General features: G+C 75.5%; 20 protein-coding genes. 11 read left to right on the plus strand and 9 right to left on the minus strand.

All coding sequences use genetic code 11. The features are described from left to right. Window positions 1-2: 2 nt before the first annotated feature. Complete coding sequence (locus RVR_RS02235; protein WP_237404518.1) at window positions 3-1,505, minus strand: SulP family inorganic anion transporter; 1,503 nt, start codon at window positions 1,503-1,505, stop codon at window positions 3-5. Between the two features lie 449 nt (window positions 1,506-1,954). Between RVR_RS02235 and RVR_RS02240 the strand changes: the two genes are divergently transcribed. Together RVR_RS02240 and RVR_RS02245 are read left to right on the plus strand one after the other, a co-directional pair. Then, window positions 1,955-2,341: a MerR family transcriptional regulator gene (locus RVR_RS02240; protein ID WP_202238326.1), complete on the plus strand. Its 387-nt coding sequence runs from the start codon at window positions 1,955-1,957 to the stop codon at window positions 2,339-2,341. Between the two features lie 169 nt (window positions 2,342-2,510). Continuing rightward, entirely contained in the window at window positions 2,511-3,410 is a 900-nt protein-coding gene (locus RVR_RS02245; protein WP_202232170.1) for an alpha/beta hydrolase, read from the plus strand. A gap of 127 nt (window positions 3,411-3,537) precedes the next feature. On the opposite strand, the gene RVR_RS02250 is transcribed toward RVR_RS02245, so the two are convergent. Both RVR_RS02250 and RVR_RS02255 read right to left on the minus strand, forming a co-directional pair. Next, complete coding sequence (locus tag RVR_RS02250) at window positions 3,538-4,362, minus strand: 3-hydroxybutyrate dehydrogenase (protein ID WP_202232171.1); 825 nt, start codon at window positions 4,360-4,362, stop codon at window positions 3,538-3,540. A gap of 98 nt (window positions 4,363-4,460) precedes the next feature. Continuing rightward, the gene (locus RVR_RS02255) at window positions 4,461-4,676 is read right to left on the minus strand and encodes a hypothetical protein (protein ID WP_202232172.1); all 216 of its coding nucleotides are present in this window, start codon (window positions 4,674-4,676) and stop codon (window positions 4,461-4,463) included. Between the two features lie 400 nt (window positions 4,677-5,076). Here RVR_RS02255 and RVR_RS02260 point away from each other — a divergent pair, with 400 nt between their 5' ends. Then, the gene (locus RVR_RS02260) at window positions 5,077-8,952 is read left to right on the plus strand and encodes a glycosyl hydrolase (protein ID WP_202232173.1); all 3,876 of its coding nucleotides are present in this window, start codon (window positions 5,077-5,079) and stop codon (window positions 8,950-8,952) included. On the opposite strand, the gene RVR_RS39030 is transcribed toward RVR_RS02260, so the two are convergent. The 3 genes from RVR_RS39030 to RVR_RS02275 all read right to left on the minus strand — a co-directional run bounded on the left by RVR_RS39030 (window position 8,922) and on the right by RVR_RS02275 (window position 13,617). Then, entirely contained in the window at window positions 8,922-9,098 is a 177-nt protein-coding gene (locus RVR_RS39030) for a hypothetical protein (protein ID WP_430393093.1), read from the minus strand. The two genes, RVR_RS02260 and RVR_RS39030, sit on opposite strands and share 31 nt — an antisense overlap. 98 nt (window positions 9,099-9,196) lie before the next feature. After that, on the minus strand, window positions 9,197-12,316 hold the full coding sequence (locus tag RVR_RS02270) for a glycoside hydrolase family 2 TIM barrel-domain containing protein (protein WP_202232174.1): 3,120 nt from the start codon (window positions 12,314-12,316) through the stop codon (window positions 9,197-9,199). A gap of 275 nt (window positions 12,317-12,591) precedes the next feature. Further along, entirely contained in the window at window positions 12,592-13,617 is a 1,026-nt protein-coding gene (locus RVR_RS02275; RefSeq protein ID WP_202232175.1) for a LacI family DNA-binding transcriptional regulator, read from the minus strand. 247 nt (window positions 13,618-13,864) lie between these two features. On the opposite strand from RVR_RS02275, the gene RVR_RS02280 reads away from it, so the two are divergent. Then, window positions 13,865-14,266 carry a hypothetical protein gene (locus RVR_RS02280; protein ID WP_202232176.1) on the plus strand — a complete coding sequence of 134 codons (402 nt, stop codon included), beginning with the start codon at window positions 13,865-13,867 and terminating at the stop codon, window positions 14,264-14,266. 69 nt (window positions 14,267-14,335) lie between these two features. Here the strand turns inward: RVR_RS02280 and RVR_RS02285 are convergent, their stop codons facing one another. Beyond that, complete coding sequence (locus RVR_RS02285; protein WP_202232177.1) at window positions 14,336-15,226, minus strand: methylenetetrahydrofolate reductase; 891 nt, start codon at window positions 15,224-15,226, stop codon at window positions 14,336-14,338. Further along, the gene (locus RVR_RS02290; RefSeq protein WP_202232178.1) at window positions 15,223-16,536 is read right to left on the minus strand and encodes a PucR family transcriptional regulator; all 1,314 of its coding nucleotides are present in this window, start codon (window positions 16,534-16,536) and stop codon (window positions 15,223-15,225) included. The genes RVR_RS02285 and RVR_RS02290 overlap by 4 nt, the downstream gene beginning before the upstream one ends. A gap of 378 nt (window positions 16,537-16,914) precedes the next feature. Here RVR_RS02290 and RVR_RS02295 point away from each other — a divergent pair, with 378 nt between their 5' ends. The 5 genes from RVR_RS02295 to RVR_RS02315 all read left to right on the plus strand — a co-directional run bounded on the left by RVR_RS02295 (window position 16,915) and on the right by RVR_RS02315 (window position 22,504). Further along, window positions 16,915-18,300, plus strand: a complete 1,386-nt coding sequence (locus RVR_RS02295) for an aminomethyl transferase family protein (protein WP_202232179.1) — start codon at window positions 16,915-16,917, stop codon at window positions 18,298-18,300. 50 nt (window positions 18,301-18,350) lie between these two features. Then, the gene (locus RVR_RS02300) at window positions 18,351-19,238 is read left to right on the plus strand and encodes a methylenetetrahydrofolate reductase (protein WP_202232180.1); all 888 of its coding nucleotides are present in this window, start codon (window positions 18,351-18,353) and stop codon (window positions 19,236-19,238) included. Between the two features lie 74 nt (window positions 19,239-19,312). Continuing rightward, window positions 19,313-20,203 (plus strand): formyltetrahydrofolate deformylase, encoded by an 891-nt coding sequence (gene purU, locus RVR_RS02305; protein WP_202238328.1) that lies wholly within the window; start codon window positions 19,313-19,315, stop codon window positions 20,201-20,203. Between the two features lie 149 nt (window positions 20,204-20,352). Continuing rightward, the gene (locus RVR_RS02310; protein WP_202232181.1) at window positions 20,353-21,216 is read left to right on the plus strand and encodes a bifunctional 5,10-methylenetetrahydrofolate dehydrogenase/5,10-methenyltetrahydrofolate cyclohydrolase; all 864 of its coding nucleotides are present in this window, start codon (window positions 20,353-20,355) and stop codon (window positions 21,214-21,216) included. Window positions 21,217-21,406: 190 nt separating this feature from the next. Continuing rightward, the gene (locus RVR_RS02315) at window positions 21,407-22,504 is read left to right on the plus strand and encodes an ABC transporter substrate-binding protein (RefSeq protein ID WP_202232182.1); all 1,098 of its coding nucleotides are present in this window, start codon (window positions 21,407-21,409) and stop codon (window positions 22,502-22,504) included. A gap of 156 nt (window positions 22,505-22,660) precedes the next feature. Here RVR_RS02315 and RVR_RS02320 read toward each other — a convergent pair whose 3' ends face one another. After that, on the minus strand, window positions 22,661-24,235 hold the full coding sequence (locus tag RVR_RS02320) for an MFS transporter (RefSeq protein WP_202232183.1): 1,575 nt from the start codon (window positions 24,233-24,235) through the stop codon (window positions 22,661-22,663). 275 nt (window positions 24,236-24,510) lie between these two features. On the opposite strand from RVR_RS02320, the gene RVR_RS02325 reads away from it, so the two are divergent. Continuing rightward, a complete protein-coding gene (locus RVR_RS02325; protein ID WP_202232184.1) occupies window positions 24,511-25,593 on the plus strand; it encodes a 4-oxalomesaconate tautomerase in 1,083 nt (360 codons plus the stop codon). 203 nt (window positions 25,594-25,796) lie between these two features. Further along, window positions 25,797-26,465, plus strand: a complete 669-nt coding sequence (locus RVR_RS02330) for a GntR family transcriptional regulator (protein ID WP_202232185.1) — start codon at window positions 25,797-25,799, stop codon at window positions 26,463-26,465. The last annotated feature ends 41 nt before the right edge of the window (window positions 26,466-26,506 follow it).

Below are 26,506 nucleotides of genomic sequence, written 5' to 3' on the forward strand. Positions count from 1 at the left end.
GGTCAGTGGCTGCCGGTGAGTTCGCCGCTGAGGTTGCCGTGCATGCGGGCACTGTGCTCGTTGAGGCCGACGATCTCCACGCTCTTGCCGCGGCCGGCGTACTTGGTGGTGATCGCGTCCAGGGCGGCCACCGAGGAGGCGTCCCAGACGTGGGCACCGCTGAGGTCGATGACGACGCGGTCGGGATCGCCGGCGTAGTCGAACTGCGTGACGAGGTCGTTGGAGGAGGCGAAGAACAGCTCGCCGGTGACGGCGTAGACGACGCCGCCGCCGTCCGGGTCGAGGACCGAGGTGACCTCGGTGAGGTGGGCGACACGGCGGGCGAAGATCACCATGGCGGTGAGCGTGCCGACCACGACGCCGATCGACAGGTTGCTCGTGGCCACCACCACGGCGACGGTGACGACCATGACCGCGGTCTCGCCGACCGGCATCCGCCTGAGCGTCGCCGGCCTGATCGAGTGCCAGTCGAAGGTGCCGACGGACACCAGGACCATCACCGCGACCAGCGCGGCCATCGGGATGTGGGAGACCACCGGCCCGAGCACGATGCACAGGACGAGCAGGAAGAATCCGGCCAGGAAGGTGGAGAGCCGGGTGCGGGCGCCGCTCTTGACGTTGATCATGGTCTGGCCGATCATCGCGCAGCCGCCCATGCCGCCGAAGATCCCGGTGACGATGTTGGCGATGCCCTGCCCGATGGACTCGCGGGTCTTGTCGGAGCGGGTGTCGGTGATGTCGTCCACGAGCTTGGCGGTCATCAGCGTCTCCATCAGCCCGACCAGCGCCATCGCCAGGGCGTACGGCGCGATCACCGTCAGGGTGTGGGTGTCGAACGGCACGTCCGGCAGCCCGGGCATCGGCAGCGCGGACGGCAGCCTGCCCTTGTCGCCGACCGTCGGCACCGAGATGCCCGCGGCCACCGTGAAGACCGTCAGGACGACGATCGACACCAGCGGCGCGGGCACCGCCCTCGTCAGGCGCGGGAAGAACACCATCACCGCCAGGCCGGTGGCGACCAGCGGGTAGACCGCCCACGGCACGTCGTGCAGGTTGGGTATCTGGGCGGTGAACAGCAGGATGCCCAGCGCGTTGACGAAGCCGACCATCACCGAGCGCGGCACGAACCGCATGAGCCGCGCCACCCCGAGCGAGCCGAGCACGATCTGGAAGACACCGGCGAGGATGACGGTCGCGACGAGGTACCCCAGGCCGTGGTGGCGGACGACCGGCGCGGTGACCAGGGCGACGGCGCCGGTGGAGGCGGAGATCATCGCCGGCCGTCCGCCGACGACGGAGATGGTCATCGCCATGGTGCAGGCGGCGAAGAGCCCCACCTTCGGGTCGACACCGGCGATCACCGAGAACGAGATCGCCTCGGGGATCAGCGCCAGGCCGACCACCAGGCCGGCCAGCACCTCCACCCGGAGGACCTTCGGGGACAGCCACGGCGGGCGGGGCAGCGCGCGCAGGCGCGCGGGCAGGGGCGAGGATGATGTCTGCAAGACCAGGTGCCTGTCGTGCTCGGGCGCGGCCGGCACGGCTGCGCGGGGAGGCGCGCGGCGCCGGGCGGCGGGCGCGGGTCGACCGCCCCGCTTTCGGGGCGGCGGCGAAGGAGGGGGACGGGTGGCGCGGAAGCGGGCGCCGCGGGCGCGGTGTGCGCACCCGGCGGGTCAGTGCGCGGCCGTCCTCACGGCGGACAGCAGGCGGCGGGCGGCTGGACCATGCGCACGCCTCGTCCTCTCCTGCTCGCGGGTTCTGCGGGGGCGTCGTCGGCCCCGGCACGGCAGTGTGCGGGCACGGGTGCGCGCACACTGGTGGGAGCGGCACACGCCGCCCTCACCCGAGGGCAACCCTACCCTAACGTTAGGGTAGGGATGGCTGGAAATCGCATCGGGACGCGGGGTCCCGCCGAGGAGAAGGGGCCGGGAACACGGTCGTGGAGCGCAGGCACATGCAGATCGGCGAGGTGGCCGAGCGGACCGAGCTGTCCCTGCGGACCATCCGCCACTACGAGGAGACCGGCCTGGTGACGCCCTCCGCGCGGTCCCAGGGCGGCTTCCGCCTCTACACCGAGGCCGATGTCGCCCGCCTCATGGTGATCCGCCGGATGAAGCCGCTCGGCTTCACCCTGGAGGAGATGCGGGACCTGCTGGCCGCCACCGACCGCCTCGACGCCCCGGACTCCTCCCCCGCCGAGCGGGAAGCCCTGCTGGAGCGGGTGCGGACCTACGAAGTGGCCGCCGCGAGGAAGATCGAGGACCTGCGCGTGCAGCTCGCCAGGGCCGAGGACTTCGCCGCGACCCTGCGCACCCGGCTGGATCAGCGCGCCCCCCGCTGAGCGCCCCCGCGCCGTGGCGGCCCGGCCCGCGCGGCGCCTATCCTGCTCGGACGGCGCACCGCCCCGGGCGGCACGCCGGACCGCACACGGCGGCAGGACGACGGCAGGGCGCGACGACGACGGCAGGGCGCGAGGCGGGGCGACGCGACAGCGGGAGGCGGGTGCGGGCATGCGGACGTGGCAGGACGTGACGGTCGAGGTGGCGGGCGGCGCGCTGGCGGTGCGCCGCTGGCCCGGGCGGCCCGGCGCGGGCACCGTGGTCGCCGCGCACGGCATCACCGGCAACGGGCTGTCCTGGGCGGCCGTCGCCGAGGAGCTCGGCGACGTGGAGCTGATCGCCCCGGACCTGCGCGGGCGGGGGCGCAGCCGCGACGTGGCGGGGCCGTACGGCATGGCACGGCACGCCGCGGACCTGGTCGCGGTCCTCGACCGCCTCGGGATCGGCCGGGCGGTGCTCGCCGGCCACTCGATGGGCGGGTACGCCGCGTGCGTGGCCGGCCGGCGCGACCCGGACCGCTACAGCGAACTGGTGCTCGTCGACGGCGGGTTGGGTTTTCCGGTGCCGCGGGACACGGACATCGACGCGGTGCTGCACGCGGTGATCGGCCCGGCGATGGCCAGACTGGACATGGAGTTCGCCGACCGGGCGGCCTACCACCGCTTCTGGGCCGGGCATCCGGCGTTCACCCGCATCGGCGGTCCGCTGCTGGCGGAGTACCTCGACCGCGACCTGACCGGCGAGGAGCCGCACCTGCGCTCCGCGTGCCGGGCGGCGGCCGTCCGGGAGGACGCCGAGGACCAGTTGCGCAACCCGGCGGTGTTCGCCGCGATCCACGAGCTCACGCTCCCGGCCACCCTGCTGTGGGCCGAACGCGGCCTGCGCGACGAGCCGGTGGGCCTGTACGCGCCGGAGGTCGTCGCGGCGAGCGGCCTCGCCGACGAGGGGGTGGCGCTGCACTTCGTGCCGGACGAGAACCACTACTCGCTGATGCTGGGCGCGTCCGGGCCCCGCGTGGTCGCCGCCCACCTCGCCGCCGCGGCCCGCCGCGACCCGGCCGGGCAGGGCTGATCGCCACCCCACCCCGGCCGACGCCCCACCCGGGCCGCCGGGCCACCCCCGGCCGACGCCCCACCCGGGCCGACGGCCCACCCCCGGCCGACGGCCCACCCCGGCCGACGGCCCCCGCGGGGGCGGGTCAGTGCGCCGTCCAGCCCCCGTCGACCGGCAGCGACGCCCCGGTGACGTAGCCGGCGCCGGGCGAGCACAGCCACACCGCGACCCCGGCGACCTCCTCGGGCTCGATCAGCCGCTTGACGGCGGTGCGTTCGAGCATCACCCGCGCGACCACCTCGTCCTCGGGGATGCCGTGCGTCCTGGCCTGGTCGGCGATCTGGGCCTCGACCAGCGGGGTGCGCACGTAGGCGGGGTTGACGCAGTTGCTGGTCACGCCGTGTTCGGCCGCCTCGAGCGCGACGGTCTTGCTCAGCCCCTCCAGGGCGTGCTTGGCCGTGACGTAGGCCGACTTGTAGGGGCTGGCCCGCAGGCCGTGCACCGAGGAGATGTTGACGACGCGGCCCCACCGGTTCGCGTACATGTGGGGCAGGGTGCGGCGCAGGATGCGGAAGGGCGCCTCGACCATGACCCGCTGGATGAGGGCGAACCGCTCCGGCGGGAACTCGTGGACCGGGGCGACGTGTTGGAGTCCGGCGTTGTTGACCACGATGTCGGCGTCGTCGGGCAGCGCGTCCACGGCCTCGGGGTCGGCGAGGTCGGTGACCAGGCAGGTGCCGCCGATCTCGTCGGCGACCCGCGCGGCGGCGTCCGCGGCCCGGTCCACCACGTAGACGGAGGCGCCCGCGGCGGCGAACGCCCGCGCGCAGGCCCGGCCGATCCCGCTGGCCGCGCCCGTGACCAGCGCGGTGCGCCCGGCGAGGAACGGGCCTGCGGGATACGCGTGCGCGCCGGCGGGCCCGTGCTCGCCCGGCGTCGCACCGGGCCGGGGCTGGTGAGTGTTGTCCATCCCTCCACGCTAGGGCCTGTCCGGCGGATCCTGCCGGGCCCACGGCTCCCCCGGCGCCGTACGCCGTACGTCGCGGAGTGCGGGCCCGGCGCGGGGGTTCAGGCGGCGGCCGCCGCGTCCAGGCGGCCTGCCTTCGCCTCGGCGACCAGGTCGGCGAACTGGTCCGCGCTCATCTCCACCCGCTGCCCGAAGTCGTCGGTGATCACGACCCGCCGCTCGGCGGGCGCGGCCGGGTCGACGAACAACTGCGGGCAGCCGCAGTCGCACTTGCCGCAGAACGTGGCGAGCGGTTGCAGGCCGGTGAGGTCGGTCATGGTTCCTCCGTGGGTTGTCAGGCGGCCCGGGCGGGCCGGCGGCACCTCGACTCGTCAGCGGGATACCCCCTGGTCCCGGGCCGCACGCGGACGGTCCGGCCGGGCCGGAAGCACGCCGGCCCACCCGCACGCGCCGCTGTGCCCCCCGCGCCTCGGGCCGCCGCCGGTCGCCGGAACTTTCCCGGGCCCGGGCCCGACTTCTGGGGAAGGGGCTGCCGTGTCCGCGCACCGGGGTGACGGCCGGTCAGGAGGCGGCACCTTCCGGGGGGACAGGCGACACCGCCCGATGGACATATCGTACCGAAAAGGGCGTGTCGCGCTTTTGCCACTCGAATCCGCCGGTAGAAAGGGCGTTGACGCCGGTCGTCCCCGACCGGGCCCCCACACCTCCGGAGGCGCAGTGACCCGTGCACGAGACAGCCGGCTGGGGAACCGGCTGAGGACACGGGTCGCGCTGGCGCTGGCGGCCGTACTGCTCGGCAGCGCGGGCACGGCGACGGCGTCACCGGTCACGGCCGCGGCGGACCGCGGCGGATCCGGCGCCCGATCCGGGGCGGGGAGCCGATCCGGGGCCGGGGACGCCACCGCGCCGCGGACCGCGGAGCCCAACCCGGTCCTCACCGCCGCCTCGTTCGCCCGCCCGCCGGTCGTGGACCGGCCGAAGTACCGGTGGTGGCTGCCGGTCGCCGACGAGTCCGACACCGAACTGCGCCTAGAGCTCCACCAGATCGCGGCGGTCGACGGCGGCGGCGCCGAGGTGACGGCGTTCCCGGCTCCCGACGCGCCGGGCAGCACCCTGCACGGCAGCGAGCCCTACCTGGCGCGGTACGGCTACGGCACGCCCCTGTGGACGCACCGGGTGCGGGTGATGGAGGACGCGGCGGTGGCCGACGGGCTGGTCCTGGACCTCGCGGCCGGGCCCCGCTGGCCGCCGACCGTGCCGACCACCGACAGCTTCAACCAGCCGCAGGTGGCGCAGCAGGTCGTCTACGGGCGGGAGTTCGACGCCCCGGGCAGCACCCGCGCCGGCGCGCTGCCGCCCACGGTCGTCCGCCCGCCGACGGTGACCAGGACGTTGTGCGGCGAGGTCGCCGCGGGCGCCGACACACTCCGGCTCGACTCGACGCGCAACCTCGCCGTCGGGGACCGCCTCGCGCTCGGCGCGGCCGACGGCACCGGCACCGACGTGGTGACCGTGCGGGCGGTCGGCACCTCCTCGCCGTGCAGCACCGCGGCCGCCGCCACGAAGGCGGGTGCGACCCGGATGGAGACGGCGACCACCGACGCCGGCCTGGTCGCCGGCGTGACCGTGACGGTCGGGTCGGGCGCCGACCGGGACACCGCGACCATCAGGACGGCCGGCAGCGCCGCGGGCAGCACCACGCTGTCGTCGGAGACGGTGCCCGGCGCGACCACGCTCGCCCTCGCGTCGGTCGCCGGGATCGCGCCGGGCGACACCCTCACCGTGGACCCCGGCGCGGGCGGCGAGCCGGCACGCGTCGCGGCCGTCGACAAGGCCGCGCACACCGTCACCGTCCCTCCGCTGGCGGCCGCGCACCCCCTGGGCGCGGCGGTCAGCGACGCCGGCCGGGACCTCGCCTTCACCACCGCGCTCGCGCACGCCCACACCGCGGGCGAGCCGGTGCGCGCGTCCGGCACGGGCGTGCGCGTCTCGCCGACCGCGTCGGCGCACCCGGCCGGGGAGCACGCGGTGGACACCGCGAGGAGCGAGCTGGTCGCGGTGGAGGCGGCGCAGTGCGCCACCGCCTGCGACGCCTCGACCGCGCCGGTCCCCCTGGACCGCGCCTCGGTCACGGACCTCACGGGGCGGACCGACGCGCACGGCGGCCTGACCCACACCTTCCCCCGGGGCAACGGCCACCCGTGGGTGCTGCTGGACTTCTACCGGACCGCCGACGGCCAGGCGGTGAACAACGTGTCGCCGAACGGGTCCGCGTACGTCCTGGACCACCTGTCGGCCGGCGGCGCCACCGCGCTGACCGACTTCTGGGACCGTGCCGTGCTGCGCGACGCGTCGGTCCGCGACGCCATCGCGCGTACCGGGCGCACCCTCGGCACCCCGGCGTTCTTCGAGGACTCGCTGGAGCTGTCCGACGAGCTCACCTGGACCGCGGACTTCCCCGCCCGCTTCGCACAGTTGCGCGGCTACCCCGTCACGCAGGCACTGCCGGTGCTGGCCGGGTTCGACGCGCGCCGGGCACCGGCCGCCCCGGCCCCGTTCACCTACAGCGACGGCCAGGGCGCCCGCATGCTCCGGGACTACGAGCGGACCTTCGGCGACCTGTACGCGGGCCGCTACCTGCCCGCGCTCCAGCGCTGGGCCGAGGCGGCCGGGCTGACCGTCAGGGCCCAGACGTACGGCGCCCCGATCGACGCAGCCGAGGCCGGCACCCGCATCGGCATCCCCGAGGGCGAGGGCTTCGAGTTCAACGGGAGGAACCCCGACCAGGACTTCAAGGTGATCGCCGCCGGCGCCGCCCGCACCGGCGCCCCGGTGGTGTCCGGCGAGTGCTGCGCGATCCGGTCCCAGGTGTGGGCCACCACCACCGCGCAGGACCTCACCGGCGAGGTCTACGTCGACATGGCTGGCGGCGACAACCAGATCGTCTGGCACGGCATGCCCTACGCGACCGCCCCGCCCGGCTCCGGCCCCACCTCGTCCTGGCCCGGCTTCAGCTACGGCGGGAACACCGGCTTCTCCGAGGCGTGGAGCCCGCGGATGCCGCAGTGGCGCGACGCCAAGGCGCTCAACGACGACATCGCCCGGATGTCCCTGGTGCTGCGCCAGGGCCGGCCCAGCTACGACGTCGGCGTCTACTACCAGAACACCGGCCTGGCCGGGCAGGCGTACGACGACCCGTCGAGCGTCCTGAGGAACACCTCCGCGCTCGCCGCCGCCGGCTACACCTACGGCTACGCGGACTCCTCCTTCCTCACCGACGCGTCGAAGGACCTCCGCGACGGCGTGCTCTTCCCGGGGGCGTCGGACTACCGCGCGCTGGTCCTCGACGACCCCGCCACCCTCCTGCCGGCCGCCGCCGACCAGATCCTCGCGCTCGCCCGGGCCGGGCTCCCCGTCGTCCTGATCGGCCCCGCCACGCCGGCCGATCCCACCACACCCGGCCACGACCCCGGTGGCGGCGACCGGACCGTCCAGGCCGACTGGAAGGCCCTCTACGCGCTGGCCGGCGACGGCGCCGCGGCGGAGGAGGCCGGGCCCCGCGTCGTGCGGGTGGCCACGGAGGCCGAGGCGCCCACCGCGCTCGCGCGCCTGGGCATCTCCCCCGCGGCCGCGCACGACGGCGGGGACGGCGCCGTCCTGGACGTGCGCCGCGACGACGGCGACACGCAGTACTACTACCTCTACAACAACGGGACGAAGGCGGTGGACCAGCGCCTCACGCTGACCGGCAGGGGCGCGCCCTACGCGCTCGACACCTGGACCGGCGCCGTCACGCCGCTCGCCGGGTACTCCACGGACGGCGACACGGTCAGCCTGGACGTGCGGCTCGGCGCCCACGACGCCCGGGTGGTCGCCGTGAGCACCGACGCCGCGAAGTTCGGCGCGGCCCCCGGTCCGGTCGCCGCCGCCTCGACCACGGCGGACGGCGCGGTCTTCGGCCCGGACGGGAGCCTTGCGATCGACGCCACCCGCGCCGGCGACTACCGCACCACACTGTCCACCGGGCGGACCGCCACCACCTCGATCGCCGACGTGCCGGCGGCCACCACCCTCCTGGACTGGCGGCTGAGCGTGGACAGTTGGACCCCCGGCCCGAGCGGCGCCGCCGGCGACACCGCCCACACCGCGATCGGCCCGATCGCGGTCACCGCCGATCCCGGCACGGGCGCGCTGCCCGCCTGGACGGCGATCACCCGGGCCGCCGGCTACCCCGCCGACCTCCAGGACGTCGCCGGCACCGCCACCTACACCGCCCACCTCACGCTGCCCGACGGCTGGACCGGCGGCCGCCACGCCCGGCTCGACCTCGGCCGCGTCACCGACACCGCCGAAGTCGCCGTCAACGGCACCCCGCTGCCCCCGGTGGACCTCGCCGACCCGTCCCGCGTCGACCTCGGCGACACGCTGCGGGGCGGCGACAACACCCTCACCGTGCGCGTCGCCACCCCGCTGCTCAACGCGGTGCGGGTGGCCCCCGGCACCGGCGCCGCCGGCCGCGCGCGCACCGCGAACGGCCTGCTCGGCCCGGTCGTGCTCACCCCTTACGGCCGCGCCACCGTCTCCGCGACCTGACCGCCCTCCCGCCGCGCGGCGGCGTCAGCGGCGGCGCGCGTCGAGGACCCCTTTGCCATGCTGTTGCGCCGGAGGCCCAGGCGCGCCACCGCCGCCCGGACCCGGGCGGCCATCTCCGGATCGACGGTGGACACGCCGTTGACCACCCGCGAGACGGTCTTGAGGCTGACGCCGGCCTCGCGGGCGACGTCGGTCGTCGTGGGCCGCCGCCCGATCTACATCCGCCGGGTGCGGCGCGGTCACTCTACGCCCCGTCCGCCTCCGTTCCGAGCGTGGCGAAGGCGAGCGTCAAACGGGCCGGGAGGGCGGCCAGTTCGTGTCGCGGCTGGAGGGCGTGGCCGCAGGAGGCACTGCCCAGGCCGTGGTGCTCCAGGTCCAGGTTGAGGTGCGTCCGGCCGTCCGGCCGCAGGTCGGCGGTGTGCGCGGCGGCCTCCAGGTGCTCGGTGGACCACGGCTTCACGGTCAGGTCGAACCACGGGTCGCCGGTGATCTCCAGGCCCGGTACGGCCCGTCCGGCCGACCCGGCCGGCCTGTCCGCCCCGCCGCTGCCGCCGACCCCGCCGACCCCGCCGTCCGCGGTCAGGCGGGCCCGGCGCACATGCCGCCGGTTGCCGTTCTCCTGCGGGAACACGTACGGCGTCTGCATCGCCGCGACGGTGCTCGCGTACCGCCCCACCCGGACGGCCTCCTCGCTGTCCCGGTACGCCTCGCCGGGGCCGAGGCCGAACCAGCTCACCCGGTCGAGCGCGCCGGGCAGGGTCAGCGCGACCCCGAGCCGCGGCAGCGGGACCGGCCACGGAGCGGTCGGCGCGGTGTCCAGGGTGAGCACGAGCCGGCCGCTGGGACCGGTGCTCCAGTGGTAGTCGGCGAGCAGCGCGTGGTCCAGGCCGGCCGGAGCGAGTCTCGTGCGCACCGTGAGGGTGCCCTCGCCGGTGCGGATGTCCAGCACCTTGTGCCGCAGCCGGTGCAGCCCGGCCCGCTGCCACGCCTCCAGCAGCGGCGAGCGGCGCTCGTTGTCGATCGGGGCCCGCCACAGGTCGACCCGCGGACCGTCGAGGTCCAGGCCGCCGAGGCGGACCAGGGTGCCGGTGACGGTGTCGAACTCGCCCGCGCCCAGGGTGACGGTGCTGCCGCGCCGGCGCACCACGGCGGTCGTGGCGCCGTCCGCGGGCGCCGCGAAACGCGGTGCGGGGTGCGGGAGTCCGGCGCCCGCCTCCCCGGGGCCTGACTCCTCCCCAAGCCGCGGGGCGAGTTGGGCCCAGGCCACGGTGTGGCCGGCGTCGGCCCACGGTTCGGCCGCGGACAGCCGCGCGCTCACCGTCAGCCAGCGCTCGCCCGGACCCGCCGCGTCCAGCGCCTTGAGCAGCGCCTCGGGCCAGTCGGCCCGGCCGGTGGCGCCGGCAGCGGTGACCTCCACCTCCCAGTCGCCCTCCCCGGCCCGCTCGCCGTCCGCTTCGAGCAGCCAGGTCCACCGCAGGTAGCCGGTGTCGCGGGTGTGGTGGAGGTTGCGGACCTCGATGCCGCCGCCGTCGGCGCGGGCGGTGATCCGGACCGGTTCGATGACCTTCGCGTACTCCAGCAGGCCCGGCGAGGGGGTGCGGTCGGGCAGCAGCAGGCCGTCGGCGACGAAGTTGCCGTCGTGCACCGGCTCGCCGAAGTCCCCGCCGTAGGCGTGGTACAGGGTGCCGTCGGGGGCGCGCTGGGCGATGCCGTGGTCGATCCACTCCCACACGAAGCCGCCGGCCAGCCGCGGATGGAGCTCGAACAGCTCCTGGTACTGGCGCAGTCCGCCGGGGCCGTTGCCCATCCCGTGGGCGTACTCGCAGAGCATGAACGGCATCGCCCGGCGGCGGGCGTCGTTGGCCGGGTCGCCGGTGCGCGGCTCCTGGCCCGCGCCGATCGCCGCGACCACCGGGTAGTCCGCGTACATCGCCGAGTACAGGTCGGTGTAGGCGCAGTCGTCCCAGTCGCCCTCGTAGTGGATCAGCCTGTCCGGGTCGCGCTCGCGTATCCACTCGGCCATGGCCCGCAGGTTCCCGCCGACGCCGGACTCGTTGCCGAGCGACCAGACGACCACGCTGGGGTGGTTCTTGTCCCGCTCGACCATCCGCTCGGCACGGTCCAGCAGCGCCGGGCGCCACGCCGGGTCGTCGCTCGGGTTGCGGCGCCAGCCGTTCTCCGCGAAGCCGTGGGTCTCCAGGTCGCACTCGTCCACGACCCACAGGCCGTACTCGTCGCACAGGTCGAGGAAGGCGGACTCGGGCGGGTAGTGGCTGGTCCGCACGGCGTTGACGTGGTGCCGCTTCATCAGCAGCACGTCGGCGAGCATGGTCTCGCGGGTCAGGGTCCGGCCGGTGACCGGGTCCCACTCGTGCCGGTTGACCCCGCTGAACAGCAGCGGGGAGCCGTTGGCGGTCAGCACGCCGTCCTCGACGGCGATCCGGCGGAACCCGATGCGCAGCGGCACCCGCTCGGTGGCGGTGGCGAGTTCGGCCGCGTACAGCCGCGGGCGTTCGGCGCTCCAGGGCTCGACACCGGGCACGAGGTGGGGCCCGGCGGGATCGGCGTCGGTGAGGCCGAGTTCGGGCACACTGAGCCGGGCGCCGCCCCCGACGTCGATCCGCAGGGTGCCCTCGCCCGTGCGGTGGTCGTAGTCGGCGTGCACGAAGAAGTCGTCGACGCCGCCGGCCGGACGGGCCAGCAGCCGCACCGAGCGGAAGACGCCGGACAGCCACCACATGTCCTGGTCCTCCAGGTAGGTCGCCGAGGACCACTGGTGCACGCGCAGGGCCAGCACGTTGCGGCCCGGGCGCAGCGCGTCGGTGACGTCGAACTCGGTCGGCAGCCGGCTGCCCTTGCCGTCGCCGAGCGGCCGCCCGTTGAGCCAGACCGCGAAGCAGGAGTCCACGCCCTCGAAGCGCAGCACCGCCGCCGCGGCGCCGGGGAAGCCCTCCTCGACCTCGAACACGCGGCGGTACTCACCGGTGGGGTTCTCGTCGGGCACCCGCGGCGGGTCGACCGGGATCGGGAACGTCACGTTGGTGTAGGCGGGGGCGCCGAAGCGGCCGGGGCCGGGCACGCCGTCCATCTGCCAGCAGGAGGGCACCGCGATGCCGGTCCAGCCGTCGGCGGCGGCGGGCGTGAAGGAGGGGTCCTCGAAGCCCGGGGTCAGGTCGTGCAGGCCCGCGGCGAGCCGGAAGCTCCAGCGGCCGTCGAGGGGCAGCTCGGGCGCGTCGGAGGCGAACGACGCGCGCGGCCGCAGCCGGCCGCTGCCGGGCGAGACGTCCTCGACGTAGGCGCAGTCGTCCGGGCGGTCGCTCGGGCGGTCGCTCGGGCGGTCGCTCGGGATCTGGGCGTGGTCCATCGGTACGACGGTCCTTTCCGGGGTGGTGCGGTTCGCTTCGGTACGGGGCGGGGCGGGCCGGACGCGCCGGGCCGGGGCGGTGCGGCCGGGCCGCGTGAGCAGGGGCGGGGGACGGGGCGGGACGGAGGCGGGGACGGGGGCGGGGCCACCGGGCCGCTGGGCGGGGTCCGGGCGTGGACGCGGCCGGCGGCGCGCGGGGTCCGGGCCCGGTGCGGGGCGGGCGGGGAGCCGGCCGGTGCGGTGGTCCGGGCCCGGCCGGTGCGGTGGGCGGGGGCTCAGCCGGCGGCCGGCGGGGCGGTGGACGCGCGGACCTTGAGCGTGCTCGGCATGATGTTCTCCCGCTGTGCCGGAGGGCGTCCGTCGAGCAGGTCGAGCAGGATCTGCGCGGCGCGCCGCCCGACGTCCACGCTGTGCAGGCTGACGCTGGTCAGCGAGGGGTCGACGAGGTCCGCGGCCTCGGTGTCGTCGAAACCGGCCACCGACACCTCGCCGGGCATGTCCCGGCCCCGCTCGCGCAGCCGGCGCTGCGCTCCCAGCGCCATGCCGTCGTTGAAGGCGAAGACCGCCGTGGGCGGGTCGGCGCGGGCGAGCAGGCGCTCCGCGGCCGCGTAACCGGAACCGGCGGTGAAGTCGCCCTGTTCGAGCAGGTCGGTCGGCACCTCGCGGCGGGCGTCGGCGAAGGCGCGGCGCAGCCCGCGCATCCGCGCGGACATCGCCAGCCGGCTCTCCGGCGGACCGTCGATCACCGCGATCCGGCGGTGCCCGAGGGCCAGCAGGTGCTGGGCCACCGCGTAGGCGCCGCCCTCGTCGTCGGGGTGCACGCAGGTGAAGTCCTCGGCGGTGTAGCCGATCACCACGGTCGGGTAGTCCGCGGTGCGCAGCGCCCTGAGCGAGTCGCCCCCGGCGCCGGCCTCCACCAGCAGGCCGTCCACCTGGCGGCGCTGCACGAAGCGGCGGTAGGCCGACGCCGGGTCGTCGGGCACCTCGCGGGTGGACAGCAGCAGGCCGTAGCCCCGTGTGGTGAGTTCCTGGTCGGCGCCCTGCACCAGGCGGATCAGGTGGTCGTTGGAGAAGGCGAAGCCCGGGTTGTGCGGCAGCACGACGCCCACCACCTCGGTGCGGCCGCTTGCCAGGGCGCGGGCGCCGGCGCTGGGCCGGTAGCCCAGCGCGCGCATCGCGGACAGCACCCGGTCCCGGATCGGCTCGGTGACCGTGGGGTCGCCGTTGATCACCCGGGAGACCGTCTGGTGGGAGACGCCCGCCTCCGCGGCGACGGTCCGCAGGGTCGGCCGGTCGGACACGCGGGACCTCGATTCTCAGTGACCGTTCACATGACAATGTGACACATCCTAGACGCGCGTCGGCGACAACGGAAGAGGTCGAATCCATTGACGCCGCGCACCGGGGCACCTAGCTTGGCGTCGCGTCAAGTGAACGGTCACTCGATCGACGTCCGGCCGGCCCCCGGGGCATGTCCGCTCCTGCCCCGTCCCCCATGGCCCGCGGTGCCGCTGCCCACGACGAATCCCAGGACGAAGGGCCCCTTACATGAGCGAGCAGGAACCCGCACCGACCCCACCCGCGCCCCGCACCCCCGCCGTCAGCCGGCGCAAGCTGCTCGCCTACGGCCGGAACGCCGCGATCGTCGCGGGCGCGGCCCTCGCGATCCCGGCGACCGCCGCCACCGCCGCCCCGGACCACCCGCCGGCCGCCGGCTGGGACGTCATCGGCGCCGACGTGCCCGCGCACCAGGCGCCCCAGCTCGCCGACCTCGTGGACCGGATGCGGCGCGGCGAACCACCCCGGCACACCACCGCCGACGCGCGCCGCACCACCGAGTTCGTCACCGCCCTGTACAAGTCGGCGGCGACCTCACGACCGGTGGCCCGCGGCTCGATCACCCCGGACGACCCGTTCCACCGCTCCTGGTGGCCGGACCCGACCGGCTGACCGCGGACCGGCCGACCGCCGGCGGGGCGCCCCGCGGACCCCGGCGCGCCCCGCCGGAGGGGGCGGGGCTCAGCCGGCGACCGGGCGGGGCAGCACGGCCCGGACGCCGGCGACGAACTCCGGCCGGTCCGCGCGGGACAGGATGATCCCCCGCGTGGACTCCGCGAGGCACGCGGCGAGTTCGACGGCGATCCGGCCGCCCTCCTCGGCGGCCCCGTCGCCGGCCCGTTCCAACCGGTTGACCAGGTCGTCCGGCACGCAGCCGGCCGGCAGTTCGCTCCGCAACTGCCGGGCCTCCGCGAGGGAGCGCAGCGGGTGCACCGTGGCGAGCACCGGTACCGCGCCGTCGACCAGGTCGAGCAGCGCGTCCAGGGCGCGCCGGGTGTAGACCGGACTGGTCACGACGAAGTGCGCGCCCGCGCCGATCCGGCTGCGGATACGGCCGCGGTCCGCGGCGGTGAGGGTGGGCACCGCCCTCAGCCGCACCCCGATGTCGAAGTGCGTGGGCGTGTCCAGCCGCAGGCCGTAGCGGTCGACGCCCTCGTTGAGCCCCCGCAGCAGCTCGATCAGCCCGACGGCGTCGACCGCCCAGCGCCCGTCCGCCTGCGCGCGGTCACCGCTGCCCGGCGCGCTGCCGTTCCCGCACACCAGGCGGGTGACACCGCGTGCGTGCCCGCCCAGCAGGTGCGCCTGGAGGGCCATGACGGTCCGGCTCCAGGTGGTCACCGTGGCCAGGGCGGGTCCGCCGGTGTGCTTCTGGCAGGCGGCGGCGAGGTCGATCGACTGGTTGGTGCTGGTGTACCGCGAGTGCTCCGGCCCGGAGGTGGCGGTCACGATGAGGTCGGCGCCGGCGGCGCGCACCGCGGCGGCGGCACCGGCCGCGGACTCCCGGTCCCCGGCCTCCGGCACGACGTACGCGCCCAGGAGGGGGGCTCCGCTCGTGGCCAGGACGTCCCTCACACGTCACCTCCCAGTCCGTTGACGATCTCCAGGGCCACCTGGGCCGCCAGCCGGTCGGAGTAGGAGCCGAGGTCGAGCCTGCTGATCTTCTCGGCCCGGTGGATGCGGTAGACCACCGTGTTGGGGTGGGTGTGCAGCAGGTCGGCCGCGCGGCGCAGGCTGCCGTTCTGCCGGAAGTAGGCGGTGAGCGTGGCGCAGTAGTCGGTGCCGTTGTCCCGGTCGTGGTCGATGAGTTCCCCCAGCACGTCACGGGCGAAGCCGCCCAGCTCACCGGGATCGCGCACCTGGGCCAGCAGGCGGTGCACTCCGAGTTCGGAGAACACGGTCACCCCGGACAGCCCCGGCATCACGCTGCCGATGTCGACGGCGCGGCGCGCCTCAGTGTACGACGTGCTGATCCGCCCCGCGCCGGTGTGCGGGTCCCCCAGACCGGCGAGCAGCCGGACCTCGGGGAAGCGCGCGGCGACCGCGTCGCGGCAGATCCCGGCCAGCGCGGTGAGCCGGCGGGCCAGGCCCTCGTCGTCGTCGCCCGGTACGAGGGCGACCACCTCGGCGTCGCGGTTGACCACCGTGGCGGCCGGCCAGCGCGTGGCGATCATGTGCTCGACCAGGTCGACGGCGGCGGTGGTCGCCGTGGTGGCGGGGGCGGGGGTCGTGGCGGTGGCGGGGGTCGCGGGGGCGCCGGCGGGCGCGCGCACCGCGGCGACCAGCACCCGGTGCCGCTGGTCGGGTTCGATGCCCAGGTGGCGCGCCCACCCCTCGACGTCGGCGCTCTCGGTGCGGTCGCCCACGAGCACCAGCCCGTCGAACAGTTCGCGGCGGGCCCGCCCGGCGGCGATCGCCACGACCCGGCGGCGGCCCAGGACGACCGCGCAGACCATGGCCGCGTGTTCGGTCACCATGATCCGGGCGTCCTCGCCGGTCTCGTCGGCGTCGTGGCCGGCCGTCACCAGGTGGGCCACCGCGTCGTCGCCCACGAGGATGGGGGCCACCACGAGCGACACCGCCGACGCGCCCGCGGCCGGCAGCGACAGGGCGCGGCGCATGCGGGAGGCGGCGGCGACGAGTTGCGCGACGGCGTCGGGGTCGCTGTCCAGCACTCCCGCGAGGCGCTGCGCGCCGGCCCGGCCGGCGGCCGCGGCGAGCACCGCCAGTGAGTCGTCGACGACCGCGGCCCACACGCCGACCCGGCCGGCGACCACGGCGACGATCTGTTCGAGGTCGCAGTCGGTGGCCGCCAGGCCGGAGAGTTCGCCGCACAGCGCCATCACGTGGCGCAGGTCGGCGAACTCGTTCGCTGCGGCGGTCATCGGGTGCGGGGGTCCCGGCGCGGGTTCCGGTCCCGGGGCGCGGGCGGAGGCGGGGGTGCTGCCACGTCGAAGCCTCCTCGATCCGCGTGCCGCCCGGCCGTCCTGGGCGCCGGGGCCAGCGACGCTACCACGGCCCCCGCGGGCCGTGGCCTGGTGCGACGCGGGCGGTGCGCGGCCGGTGTACGGGGCGGGGTGCGGCCGCCGGGGGTCCGCGGGGCGGCACTGTGCCCGACCACAAAGAGCGGGCGCCCGGCTTTGGGTTCGGGGCCCGTGTGTGGACCGGTGCCGCGGTGCGACCGTGTTTCCGGCGCCGCAACGGCGGCCCCCTCCGGGCCTTTTCCGGCCCCTCCCCTCCCCCTCCCCGACGGAAGGCACGACGTGGACAAGGCGATACCCGAGAGTCTCCAGGCAGCGATCGACCGCGTGGGGAACGCCGTCGACCTGATCCGCGACCAGCCCATCAGGGCGTTCTCGCACGGCCTGGGCTTCGTGCCGCGCGAGTTCACCAACTGGCGGGAGGAGGCGCTGGCGTGGCACACCTCCTGCGCGCTGATGGACCAGTCCCACCACATGACCGACCTGTTCATCGAGGGCCCGGACACCGTGCGGCTGCTCGAACACCTCGGGGTGAACAGCTTCGCCGGGTTCGGCAACGACAAGGCCAAGCAGTTCGTGGCCGTGAACGGCGACGGCCACTACATCGGTGACGCCGTGCTCTTCGGCCTCGGCGACACCTCCGTGGACCTGGTCGGCCGGCGGACCGTCATCGACTGGGTGGAGTTCAACGCGCGCAGCGGCGACTGGGACGTGACCCTCGACCGCGACCCGCAGTCCGTCCAGCGCGGCGGCCGCCCGCCCAGGCTCTACCGGTTCGAGGTCCAGGGCCCGTCGGCCGGCCCGCTGGTGGAGAAGCTGACCGGGCAGCCGATCCCCGACGTCCGGTTCTTCGGCATGGCCACCCTGTCCATCGCCGGCCACCGCGCCCGCGCGGTGCGGCACGGCATGGCCGGGCAGGTCGGGTTCGAGCTCTTCGGGCCGTGGGAGGAGGGCGCCGAGGTCTACGACGCGATCCTGCGGGCCGGTGAGGAGTTCGGCATCAAGCGGGTCGGCTCGGTGGCCTACTCCACCGCCAACCTGGAGTCCGGCTGGATTCCCGGGCCGCTGCCGGCGATCTTCACCGGCGACGACCTCGCCGCGTACCGGGCGTGGCTGCCGGCCACGAGCGCGGGGTCGCTGGGCGGCAGCATGGCCTCGAAGGACATCACCGACTACTACGTCACGCCGTACGACCTCGGCTACGGCCGACTGGTGAAGTTCGACCACGACTTCGTCGGCCGCGACGCGCTGCGGGCCCGCGCCGAGCTGCCGCACCGGCACAAGGTGACGCTGGTCTGGCACCCCGACGACGCGGCCCGGCTGTTCTCGTCGCTGTGGACGCCCGGCCCCACGTACAAGTACTTCGACATCCCCAAGGCGCGGTACGGCCAGTTCCAGATGGACGCGGTGCTGGCCGGCGACCGGCAGGCGGGCATCTCGATGGACTGCGGCTACGTGGTGCGCGACCAGGCGGTGGTGTCGCTGGCCGTGGTGGACGAGGAGTTCGCGCGGCCGGGCACGGAGGTCCGGGTGCTGTGGGGCGAGAGCCCCTGCTCGGCCAAGCCGACGGTGGAGCCGCACGACCAGGTGGAGGTCCGCGCCACCGTGGAGTCCGCGCCCCTGGACCGGTTCGCGCGCACGAAGTACCGCGCCGCCGCACAGGCGTGACCCGGTCCCCGGCCGGCCCCAGGCCGCCCGCCACTTTCACGAGGAGCATCATGCGTCTTGGCAGTTCGCCGGCCGCGGCGGTGGGCACACCGCGGGCGGCCGCATCGCTGCTGGAGGACTTCTCCCTGGAGATGACCGGCAAGGACGTCGCCGGCCTGGAGGAGGCGGCCGCCGGCATCCCCCGGGGGACCCGGATCCACGTCACCTTCCTCGGCAGCGAGGACCTGGCGACGCGGGTGGCCGCGGCGCGGGCGGTCCGGCGGCTGGGGTTCGTGCCCGTGCCGCACCTGTCCGCGCGGCGGCTGCCCTCGCGGGGCGCGTTCGAGGAGTACCTCGGCGCCCTGCGCGCGGAGGGCGCGTGCGAGGACGTCCTGCTGGTCGGCGGCGACCCGGCCGTGCCCGAGGGCCCCTACCCCGACGCCCTGTCGCTCGTCGGCTCCGGGCTGCTGCCGCGGTACGGGGTCCGGCACGCCGCCGTCACGGGCTATCCCGAGGGCCATCCCGCCATCCCCGACCACGTGCTGTGGTCGGCGCTCACGGCGAAGTCCGACGCGCTGGCCGCGCAGGGGCTGGCCGGCGGTGTCGTCACGCAGTTCGGCTTCGACGCCGAGGCCGTGCTCGGCTGGATCGAGGAGGCCCGCGACCGCGGTGTCGCCCTTCCCGTCCGCGTCGGGGTGCCCGGCCCGGCCGGGGTGCGGCGCCTGCTGGCGTACGCGGCGCGCTTCGGCGTCGGCACCAGCACGTCGATCGCCCGGAAGTACGGCCTGTCGATCACCCACCTGATGGGCACCGCCGGACCCGACCGGTTCCTGCGCGCCCTCGCCGCGGGCCTGCGGCCGGAGCGGCACGGCGAGGTGAAGGTGCACTTCTACACCTTCGGCGGGCTGGGGGCGACCGCCGAGTGGGTCGCCGGCTTCAGGACGGAGGCGGGCGCGTGACCGCGGTACGGGGCGGGGCGACGGCAGAACGGGCGACGGCAGAACGGGCGGCCTCCGCCCCCACCCCGCGGGGTGTGCCGGACCGCCGGGCCGGGGCGGCGCCCGGCGCCCCGGCGCACCCCGCCGTCCTGATCGTCAAGGGCGCCGACGCCACCGGCATCGTGGCCGCCGTCACCTCGCTGCTCAGCGGGCGAGGCGCCAACATCGTGGCGCTCGACCAGTACGCCGACGACCCGCGGCAGGGCACGTTCTTCCAGCGCGCCGTGTTCACCATGGCCGACCTGCGGGCCGCGCTGCCCGGCATCAGGTCCGCGCTGGACGGCCTGGCCCGCACCTACACCCTCGACTACACGCTGCGGGACATGTCGGTGCCCAAACGGGTCGCGGTCTTCGCCTCCAAGTCCGACCACTGCCTGCTCGACCTGCTCTGGCGCCACCGCCAGGGACAACTCCCCGTCACCCTCGCCATGGTCGTCTCCAACCACCCCGACGTCGCCGACGAGGTCCGCTCCTTCGGCATCCCCTTCTTCCACGTCCCCTCCGCCGGACCCGACAAGACCGCCGCCGAAACCGAACACCTCCGCCTCCTCAAGGACAACGTCGACTTCGTCGTCCTCGCCCGCTACATGCAGATCCTCTCCGCCGACCTCATCACCCGCCTCGACGTCCCCATCATCAACATCCACCACTCCTTCCTCCCCGCCTTCATCGGCGCCGGCCCCTACGCCAAAGCCAAGGAACGCGGCGTCAAACTCATCGGCGCCACCGCCCACTACGTCACCGAAGACCTCGACGAAGGCCCCATCATCGAACAGGACGTCGTCCGCGTCACCCACGCCGACACCACCGCCGACCTCGCCCGCCGCGGCGCCGACGTCGAACGCGCCGTCCTCTCCCGCGCCGTCCTCTGGCACGCCGAGGACCGCGTCATCCGCAACGGCAACCACACCATCGTCTTCACCTGACACCCCCACCAACCACCACCCCTACCCCCGACCACCGCACCCGCGCCTCCGTGTCCGGCACCGCCGGCGCACCCCGGCGGCCGGCCGCCCTCCCCGCACCACGCCCTACGCCCGGGCCCGACGCCCGCCGGCAGAAAGCGGGTTCGCCCATGACCATCACCATCGACGGCACCAGGACCGCCCGCGCCGTCCGGGCCAGGGTCGCGGCGGAGGTCGCGCGACTGACCGCCGCCGGCACCGTGCCGGGCCTGGCCACGATCCTCGTCGGCGACGATCCGGCCAGTGCCGTCTACGTCGCCGCCCAGCGCCGGGCCGTGCGCGAGGCCGGCATGCGCGACCTGCACCGGCACCTGCCGGCGGACACCCCGCAGCGGCAGGTCGCCGCGGTCGTCGACGGTTTCGCGGCCGATCCGGCCGCCTCCGGCATCCTGCTCCAACTCCCGCTGCCGCCCCACCTCTCGGCGGCCGACCTGATCGACCGCATCCCGGTCGCCAAGGACGTCGACGGCCTCACCACCGGCAGCGCCGGCCTCCTCGCCCGCGGGGCGCGCGGGCTGCGGCCCTGCACCCCGATCGGGATCGTGAAGCTGCTCGACGCGGAGGGCGTCGCGATCAGGGGCGCGCACGTCGCGGTCGTGGGCTGGGGCGGGCTGGTCGGCCGCCCGCTGGCCCAGCTTCTGCTGCACCGCGGCGCCACCGTCACCGTCGCCCACGAGCACACCGCCGACCTCGGCGCCGTCACCCGGCCCGCCGACGTCGTGGTGGCCGCCACCGGGGTGCGCGGCCTCATCGGCCCCGAGCACGTCAAACCCGGCGCCACCGTCGTCGACGTCGGCATCCACCGCACCCCCGAGGGCCTGCGGGGCGACGCCCGCACCGACGAACTCGGCGGCGTCGCCGGACGGATCACCCCCGTGCCCGGCGGCGTCGGCCCGATGACCACCGCCATGCTCCTGGCCAACACCCTGCGCGCCGCCGAGCGGAACCCGCGACCCGACGCCGTGCCCGCCTGACCGGCGAGGCCCCCCGATCGACCGCCGGCAGCACGGCACCCGGCGGGCACGACCACCGCGGGACACGGCGCCGGCGGGCACCGCGGAGGCGTGCCGCGACGTGCCCGCGGACCGCGGCGGCCCGCGTGCCGCCCGCGCCCTCCCCGGACGCGTCCCCATCCACCCGCACGGCACGGTGACAGGAGTTCCCATGAGACAGCACACCTCGTCCGCCCCCCACGGCCCGCGTCTCCCCGGCACCGCCGGCCGCCGCGCGCGCTCAGCGGTGCCGCACCCGTACGGACGCAGCCGCGCGGTCGCCGTGCTCGCCGCGACCGCGCTGGGCGCGGCGCTGCTGACCGCGTGCGGCGCCGGCGACCCCGGGTCGGACGGCACCGTCACGGTGGGCGTCGGCAGCAACATCTTCGAGCTGCCCATCCGGCTCGCCGACGCGAACGGCTACTTCGCCCGGCAGGGCCTGAAGGTCAAGTTCGTGACGCTGAACGCCTCGACCGGCATCTCGGCGCTCCAGTCGGGCTCGGTGCAGTTCCTCAACGACAGCCCCACCGACTTCGTGTCCGCCGTCGCGAAGAACGTCCCGGTGACCGCGATCGCCGCCGACGGCGTCGGCAACCCGCTGGGGCTGATCGTGAGCACCGACTTCGCGAAGCGGCACGGCCTGACCGCCGCCACCCCGGCCGCCCAGGTCGCCAAGGCGCTGGCCGGCTCCACTGGCGGCGCCAGTTCCAACAACACCAAGGCCGAGACCGGCCTGTTCCTCACGTCGTACGGCGTCGCCAAGGACGCGGTGAAGTGGGTCTCGCTGCCGACCCCGGCCGCCGACAAGGCCGCGCTCAAGAGCCACCAGATCGACTGGTTCACCACCTCCGAACCGGCCCCGCTGCAGATCCAGCAGGAGGGCGACGGGGTGGTCGTGGCGGACGCCACCAAGGTGCCGGCCTGGTCGAACGCCCGCACCGGGTACAGCGAGGTGGTGGTGGCGCGCAAGAGCTACCTGAGCCAGCACGCGGGCACCGCACGGAAGTTCGCGACCGCGGTGCAGCAGGCGACCGCGTACATGAACGCCCACCTCGACTCGCCGACCGTGCGGGCCGTGGCGCGCAAGGCGCTGCCCGGGGTGCCCGCGGATGTCCTGGAGTCCAGCCTGCGACTGGTCGACTGGCCGGCCAGGGGCTCGATGTCCGCCGAGGGCTGGAAGACCGCCCTGGCGTTCATCAACTCCCTCGACGCGCTGCCGCAGACGGCGGAGGTCACCGCCGACGACTGGACGGACGCCTACCTCCCCTGACCGCCCCCTCGGTCCGCGTCCCGGTCCCACCGGGGCGCAGCCCCGCGCCCGGCCGCCGTACCTCCCGTCACGGCGGCCGGGCCGCGGGGCCTCACCTGGCCGCGCCGGTCCGCGAGGGCCCGCGCCGGCCGGCGCCCGTGTCGGCGCCGGACGGCCTCAGATGGCCGCGGGCCGGGCCGGTTCGGCCAGGGCCGGGGCCTCGGACCGCTGCGCGGAGCGCAGCAGCAGCACCGTCACCAGGCAGCAGACCAGCGCGGCGGCCGCGCAGACCTCGAACCCGACCGCGTAGGCGTGCCCGAGGGCCTTGAAGGCGAGGCCGGACGCGGACGGGTCGGCGTGCAGCACCGCCACCGGGCCGCCGGAGGAGAGGATGGCGTGCGCCTTCTCCTGGTCGGCGGCGCCGAGCGTGGAGGAGGCCAGCGTGCCGCCGAAGTGGTGGACGGCGTTCGCGGTGGCGATCGCGCCGATCACCGCGGGACCGAGGGTGAAGCCGAAGTCGCGCAGCATGCTGGTGGTGGCGCTGGCCATGCCGGCCAGACTGTGCGGCACCGTCTCGACGGCGGTCGCGGTCACCGCGGACACCGCGAAGCTGAACCCGACGCCGACCAGCCCCATCGGGACGATCAGGGAGGGCAGCGCGCTGTCCGTGATCGGCATCCGGCCGGCGAGGAAGTCGCCGACCGCCATGAGCAGGAAGCCCAGGCCCAGTACCCAGCGCGGCTCCAGCGCGCCCATGAGCCGGTGGGTGAGCGGCAGCAGGAAGATGGTGAGCCCGCTCAGCAGCAGGAACGCCACCGCGGTGCGCATCGAGCTCTGCCCCTGGATCGGGCCCATCCGCAGGCTGATCGCGTACGCGGTACCGAGGAAGGCGAACATGCCCACCACGGTGACGGCGGAGGCCAGCGCGAAGTTGCGGGAGCGGAACAGGTCCAGCCGCAGCAGCGGGTTGCGCACCCGCAGCTCCACCGCGACGAACGCCGCGATGCACACGGCCGACAGCACGAACGCGCCGACCACGGTGGCGCTGCCCCAGCCGTCCGAGGCGCCCTGGATGACGCCGAACAGCAGCGCGCACAGGCCGAGTCCGACCGTGGTCTGCCCGAGCGGATCGAGCGAGCGGCCGGCGGGCGAGCGGGAGTCCTGCGCGGACAGGTGGGTGATCACCGCGTCGCCGAGGGCGAGCACCACGACGATGGTGAAGGCCCACCGCCATTGCAGGTAGGTGGCGGTGATGCCGCCGAGCAGCGGCGCGAGGAAGTTGCCGGTGGACAGGACCGCGGCCCACAGCGCGATCATCCGCGCGCGCCGCGCGGGGCTGCGCTCGCCGGCCACGAGCATGGCCAGGGTGGTGGGGAAGAGCGCGGCGCAGCCGATGCCGGCGATGATCTGGCCGGTCCACATCACGCCGATGCCGTGGGCGGCGGCCGACACCGCCTCGCCGACCGCGAGCATCACGGCGCCGCCCAGCAGCAGGCGCTTGCGGCCGAAGAGGTCGCCCAGCACCCCGCAGGTCAGTTCGAGCACGGTGATCGGCAGCAGGGAGCAGTCGGAGATCCAGGTGAGCTGGGAACTGGTCGGCTCGAAGACCTCCTGGAAGGTGCCGTTGAGGGTGGCCGGCATGGCCAGGCCGATCTGGGCCAGGCACACGGCGAAGAGCGCCGCGACAACCGTTCCGGCCTTCAGTGCGCCCCCGCCGTGCGCGGAGGGGTCTTTCCCTGTCGCTGTTGTCATCGCGTCCTTCGCTCGCTCGCAGGGGGCCGGGCGCCCACCTCCCGAGGGGGGCGCCGGACCGGGCGGGTTCGCCGCGTGCACGGAAGGTAGACTGGCGCGGATTTTGGCGCAAGAGTTGTGACGAAAATTGTTGACGATCTATCGGGGGGGTCGTAGAGTCGCGGCGGAACCGCTGGTCCGCGGGCCGGTGCCGGACAGTACGGCGCCGCCCGCCGGGGCCGGCTCCCGCGGGCGCGCCGGCCCCGGCCCGCCCCGACCGTGAAGGCGAGGCGCCCATGCTCCCCCCATCCGCCGCCGGACTGCCGTGCATGCTGATGCGCGGCGGGACCTCCAAGGGCGCCTACTTCCTCGCCGGTGACCTGCCCGCCGACCCGGCCGAGCGCGACGCGCTGCTGCTGCGGGTGATGGGCAGCCCCGACCCCCGGCAGATCGACGGCGTCGGCGGCGCCCACCCGCTGACCAGCAAGGTCGCGGTCGTCTCCCGCTCGTCCGACCCCGGCGCGGACGTGGACTACCTCTTCCTCCAGGTCGGCGTGGAGGACGCCACCGTCTCCGCCGCGCAGAACTGCGGCAACATCCTCGCCGGGGTCGGGCCGTTCGCGGTGGAGCGCGGCCTGGTCGCCCCCGGGGCCGACCGGACACGGGTGCGGGTGCGCATGCTCAACTCCGGCGGCCTGGCCACCGCCGAGTTCGCCACGCCCGGCGGCACGGTCCGCTACGACGGCGACACCGCGATCAGCGGCGTCCCCGGCACGGCCGCCGAGGTCCTGCTGGACTTCGCCGACACCGAGGGCGCCACCTGCGGCGCCCTGCTGCCCACCGGCGCCGTCCGCGACGTCGTCGACGGCATCGAGGTCACCTGTCTGGACAACGGCATGCCCGTGGTGGTCGCCGCGGCCCGCGACCTCGGCATCACCGGTGACGAGACGGCCGCGGAACTGGCCGCCGACGCCGAACTGGCCGCACGCGTGCAGTCGTTGCGGATCGCGGCCGGCCGCCTCATGGGGCTCGGCGACGTCACGGCGGCGCCCGTGCCCAAGACCACCCTGGTCGCGCCGCCGCGGCACGGCGGAGCCGTCGGCACCCGCACCTTCATCCCGGTGCGCCCGCACGAGTCGATCGGCGTACTCGGCGCCGTCACGGTGGCGACCGCGCTGCTGCTCCCGGGCGCCGTCGGGCACGACCTCGCCGAACTGCCGGGCCCGGGCGCGGCCATGGGGATCGAGCACCCGAGCGGCCGGCTGGACGTCCAGGTCGAGCTGGACACCGGTCGGACGCCGCCGCGGGTGCGCCGCTCCCGCCTGGTGCGCACCGCGCGCAAGCTCTTCGACGGCCGCGTGTTCCCCCGCGCGTCCTGAGCCCGCCGCCCGCCCCGCGCCCGCCGCCCGGACCGGCCGCACCCGGGACCGCCGCCCGAGCACGCCTTTCCGGCCCGCACCCACCCGGAACCGCCGCCACCCGGGACCCGACACCCCGGGCCGGCCTGCACGCGTCGGCCCGCCGAGGCCGTTACGATGTGGAGAACAATATTGTCGCCAATGCAGGGACAGGGGGACCGGCCATGGCTGTGACCGCGAGGACGGCCGCAGCGGCGCACCCGTCCGGACCGCAGGTCGCCGACACCATCCGCGCGGCCATCACCGGCGGGGACTTCGCCCCCCATCAGCGCCTCGTGGAGGCCGAGCTGTCCGAGCGGTTCGGCGCGAGCCGGGCGAGCGTCAGGAACGCCCTCGCCCAGCTCGCCACCGAGGGGCTGGTCGAGCGCATCCAGAACCGCGGCGCCCGGGTGCGCGCGGTCTCGCTCGACGAGGCCGTGGAGATCACCGAGGTCCGGATGGCCCTGGAGGGCCTGTGCGCGGCGAAGGCCGCGGAACACGTCACCGAGGACGACCGCGCGGCGCTGCTCGACCTCGGCGCCCGCATGAAGGCGGCCGTGGCGTCCGGGGACGTCCTCGGCTACTCCGACCTCAACCGCCGGCTGCACGGCAGGGTGCTGGAGATGAGCGGCCAGCAGACCGCCCGCGCGGTCCTGGAGCGCCTGCACGGCCAGAACGTCCGCCGCCAGTTCCGGCTGGCCATGCAGCCCGGCCGCCCCCAGACCTCCCTGCCCCAGCACCTCGCCGTCATCGACGCGGTGTGCGCCGGGGATCCTCCGGCGGCCGAGGCCGCCATGCGCGCGCACCTGCGCTCCGTGATCGAGGCCCTGCCCGCCCTGGAAAACCCCCACTGATCCACTCGGCCGCCGGCGGTGCCCGACGCGGCCCCCGCCCG

The organism is Streptomyces sp. SN-593 (genome assembly GCF_016756395.1).
GTDB lineage: Bacteria > Actinomycetota > Actinomycetes > Streptomycetales > Streptomycetaceae > Actinacidiphila > Actinacidiphila reveromycinica.

Coding starts and splice junctions, on each gene's coding strand:
- RVR_RS02325 (WP_202232184.1), top strand. CDS start 24,511: ATGCTCCCCCCATCCGCCGCCGGACTGCCGTGCATGCTGATGCGCGGC.
- RVR_RS02320 (WP_202232183.1), bottom strand. CDS start 24,235: ATGACAACAGCGACAGGGAAAGACCCCTCCGCGCACGGCGGGGGCGCA.
- RVR_RS02280 (WP_202232176.1), top strand. CDS start 13,865: ATGAGCGAGCAGGAACCCGCACCGACCCCACCCGCGCCCCGCACCCCC.
- RVR_RS02255 (WP_202232172.1), bottom strand. CDS start 4,676: ATGACCGACCTCACCGGCCTGCAACCGCTCGCCACGTTCTGCGGCAAG.
- RVR_RS02330 (WP_202232185.1), top strand. CDS start 25,797: ATGGCTGTGACCGCGAGGACGGCCGCAGCGGCGCACCCGTCCGGACCG.
- RVR_RS02300 (WP_202232180.1), top strand. CDS start 18,351: ATGCGTCTTGGCAGTTCGCCGGCCGCGGCGGTGGGCACACCGCGGGCG.
- RVR_RS02315 (WP_202232182.1), top strand. CDS start 21,407: ATGAGACAGCACACCTCGTCCGCCCCCCACGGCCCGCGTCTCCCCGGC.
- RVR_RS02310 (WP_202232181.1), top strand. CDS start 20,353: ATGACCATCACCATCGACGGCACCAGGACCGCCCGCGCCGTCCGGGCC.
- RVR_RS02270 (WP_202232174.1), bottom strand. CDS start 12,316: ATGGACCACGCCCAGATCCCGAGCGACCGCCCGAGCGACCGCCCGAGC.
- RVR_RS02250 (WP_202232171.1), bottom strand. CDS start 4,362: ATGGACAACACTCACCAGCCCCGGCCCGGTGCGACGCCGGGCGAGCAC.
- RVR_RS02290 (WP_202232178.1), bottom strand. CDS start 16,536: ATGACCGCCGCAGCGAACGAGTTCGCCGACCTGCGCCACGTGATGGCG.
- RVR_RS02245 (WP_202232170.1), top strand. CDS start 2,511: ATGCGGACGTGGCAGGACGTGACGGTCGAGGTGGCGGGCGGCGCGCTG.
- RVR_RS02240 (WP_202238326.1), top strand. CDS start 1,955: ATGCAGATCGGCGAGGTGGCCGAGCGGACCGAGCTGTCCCTGCGGACC.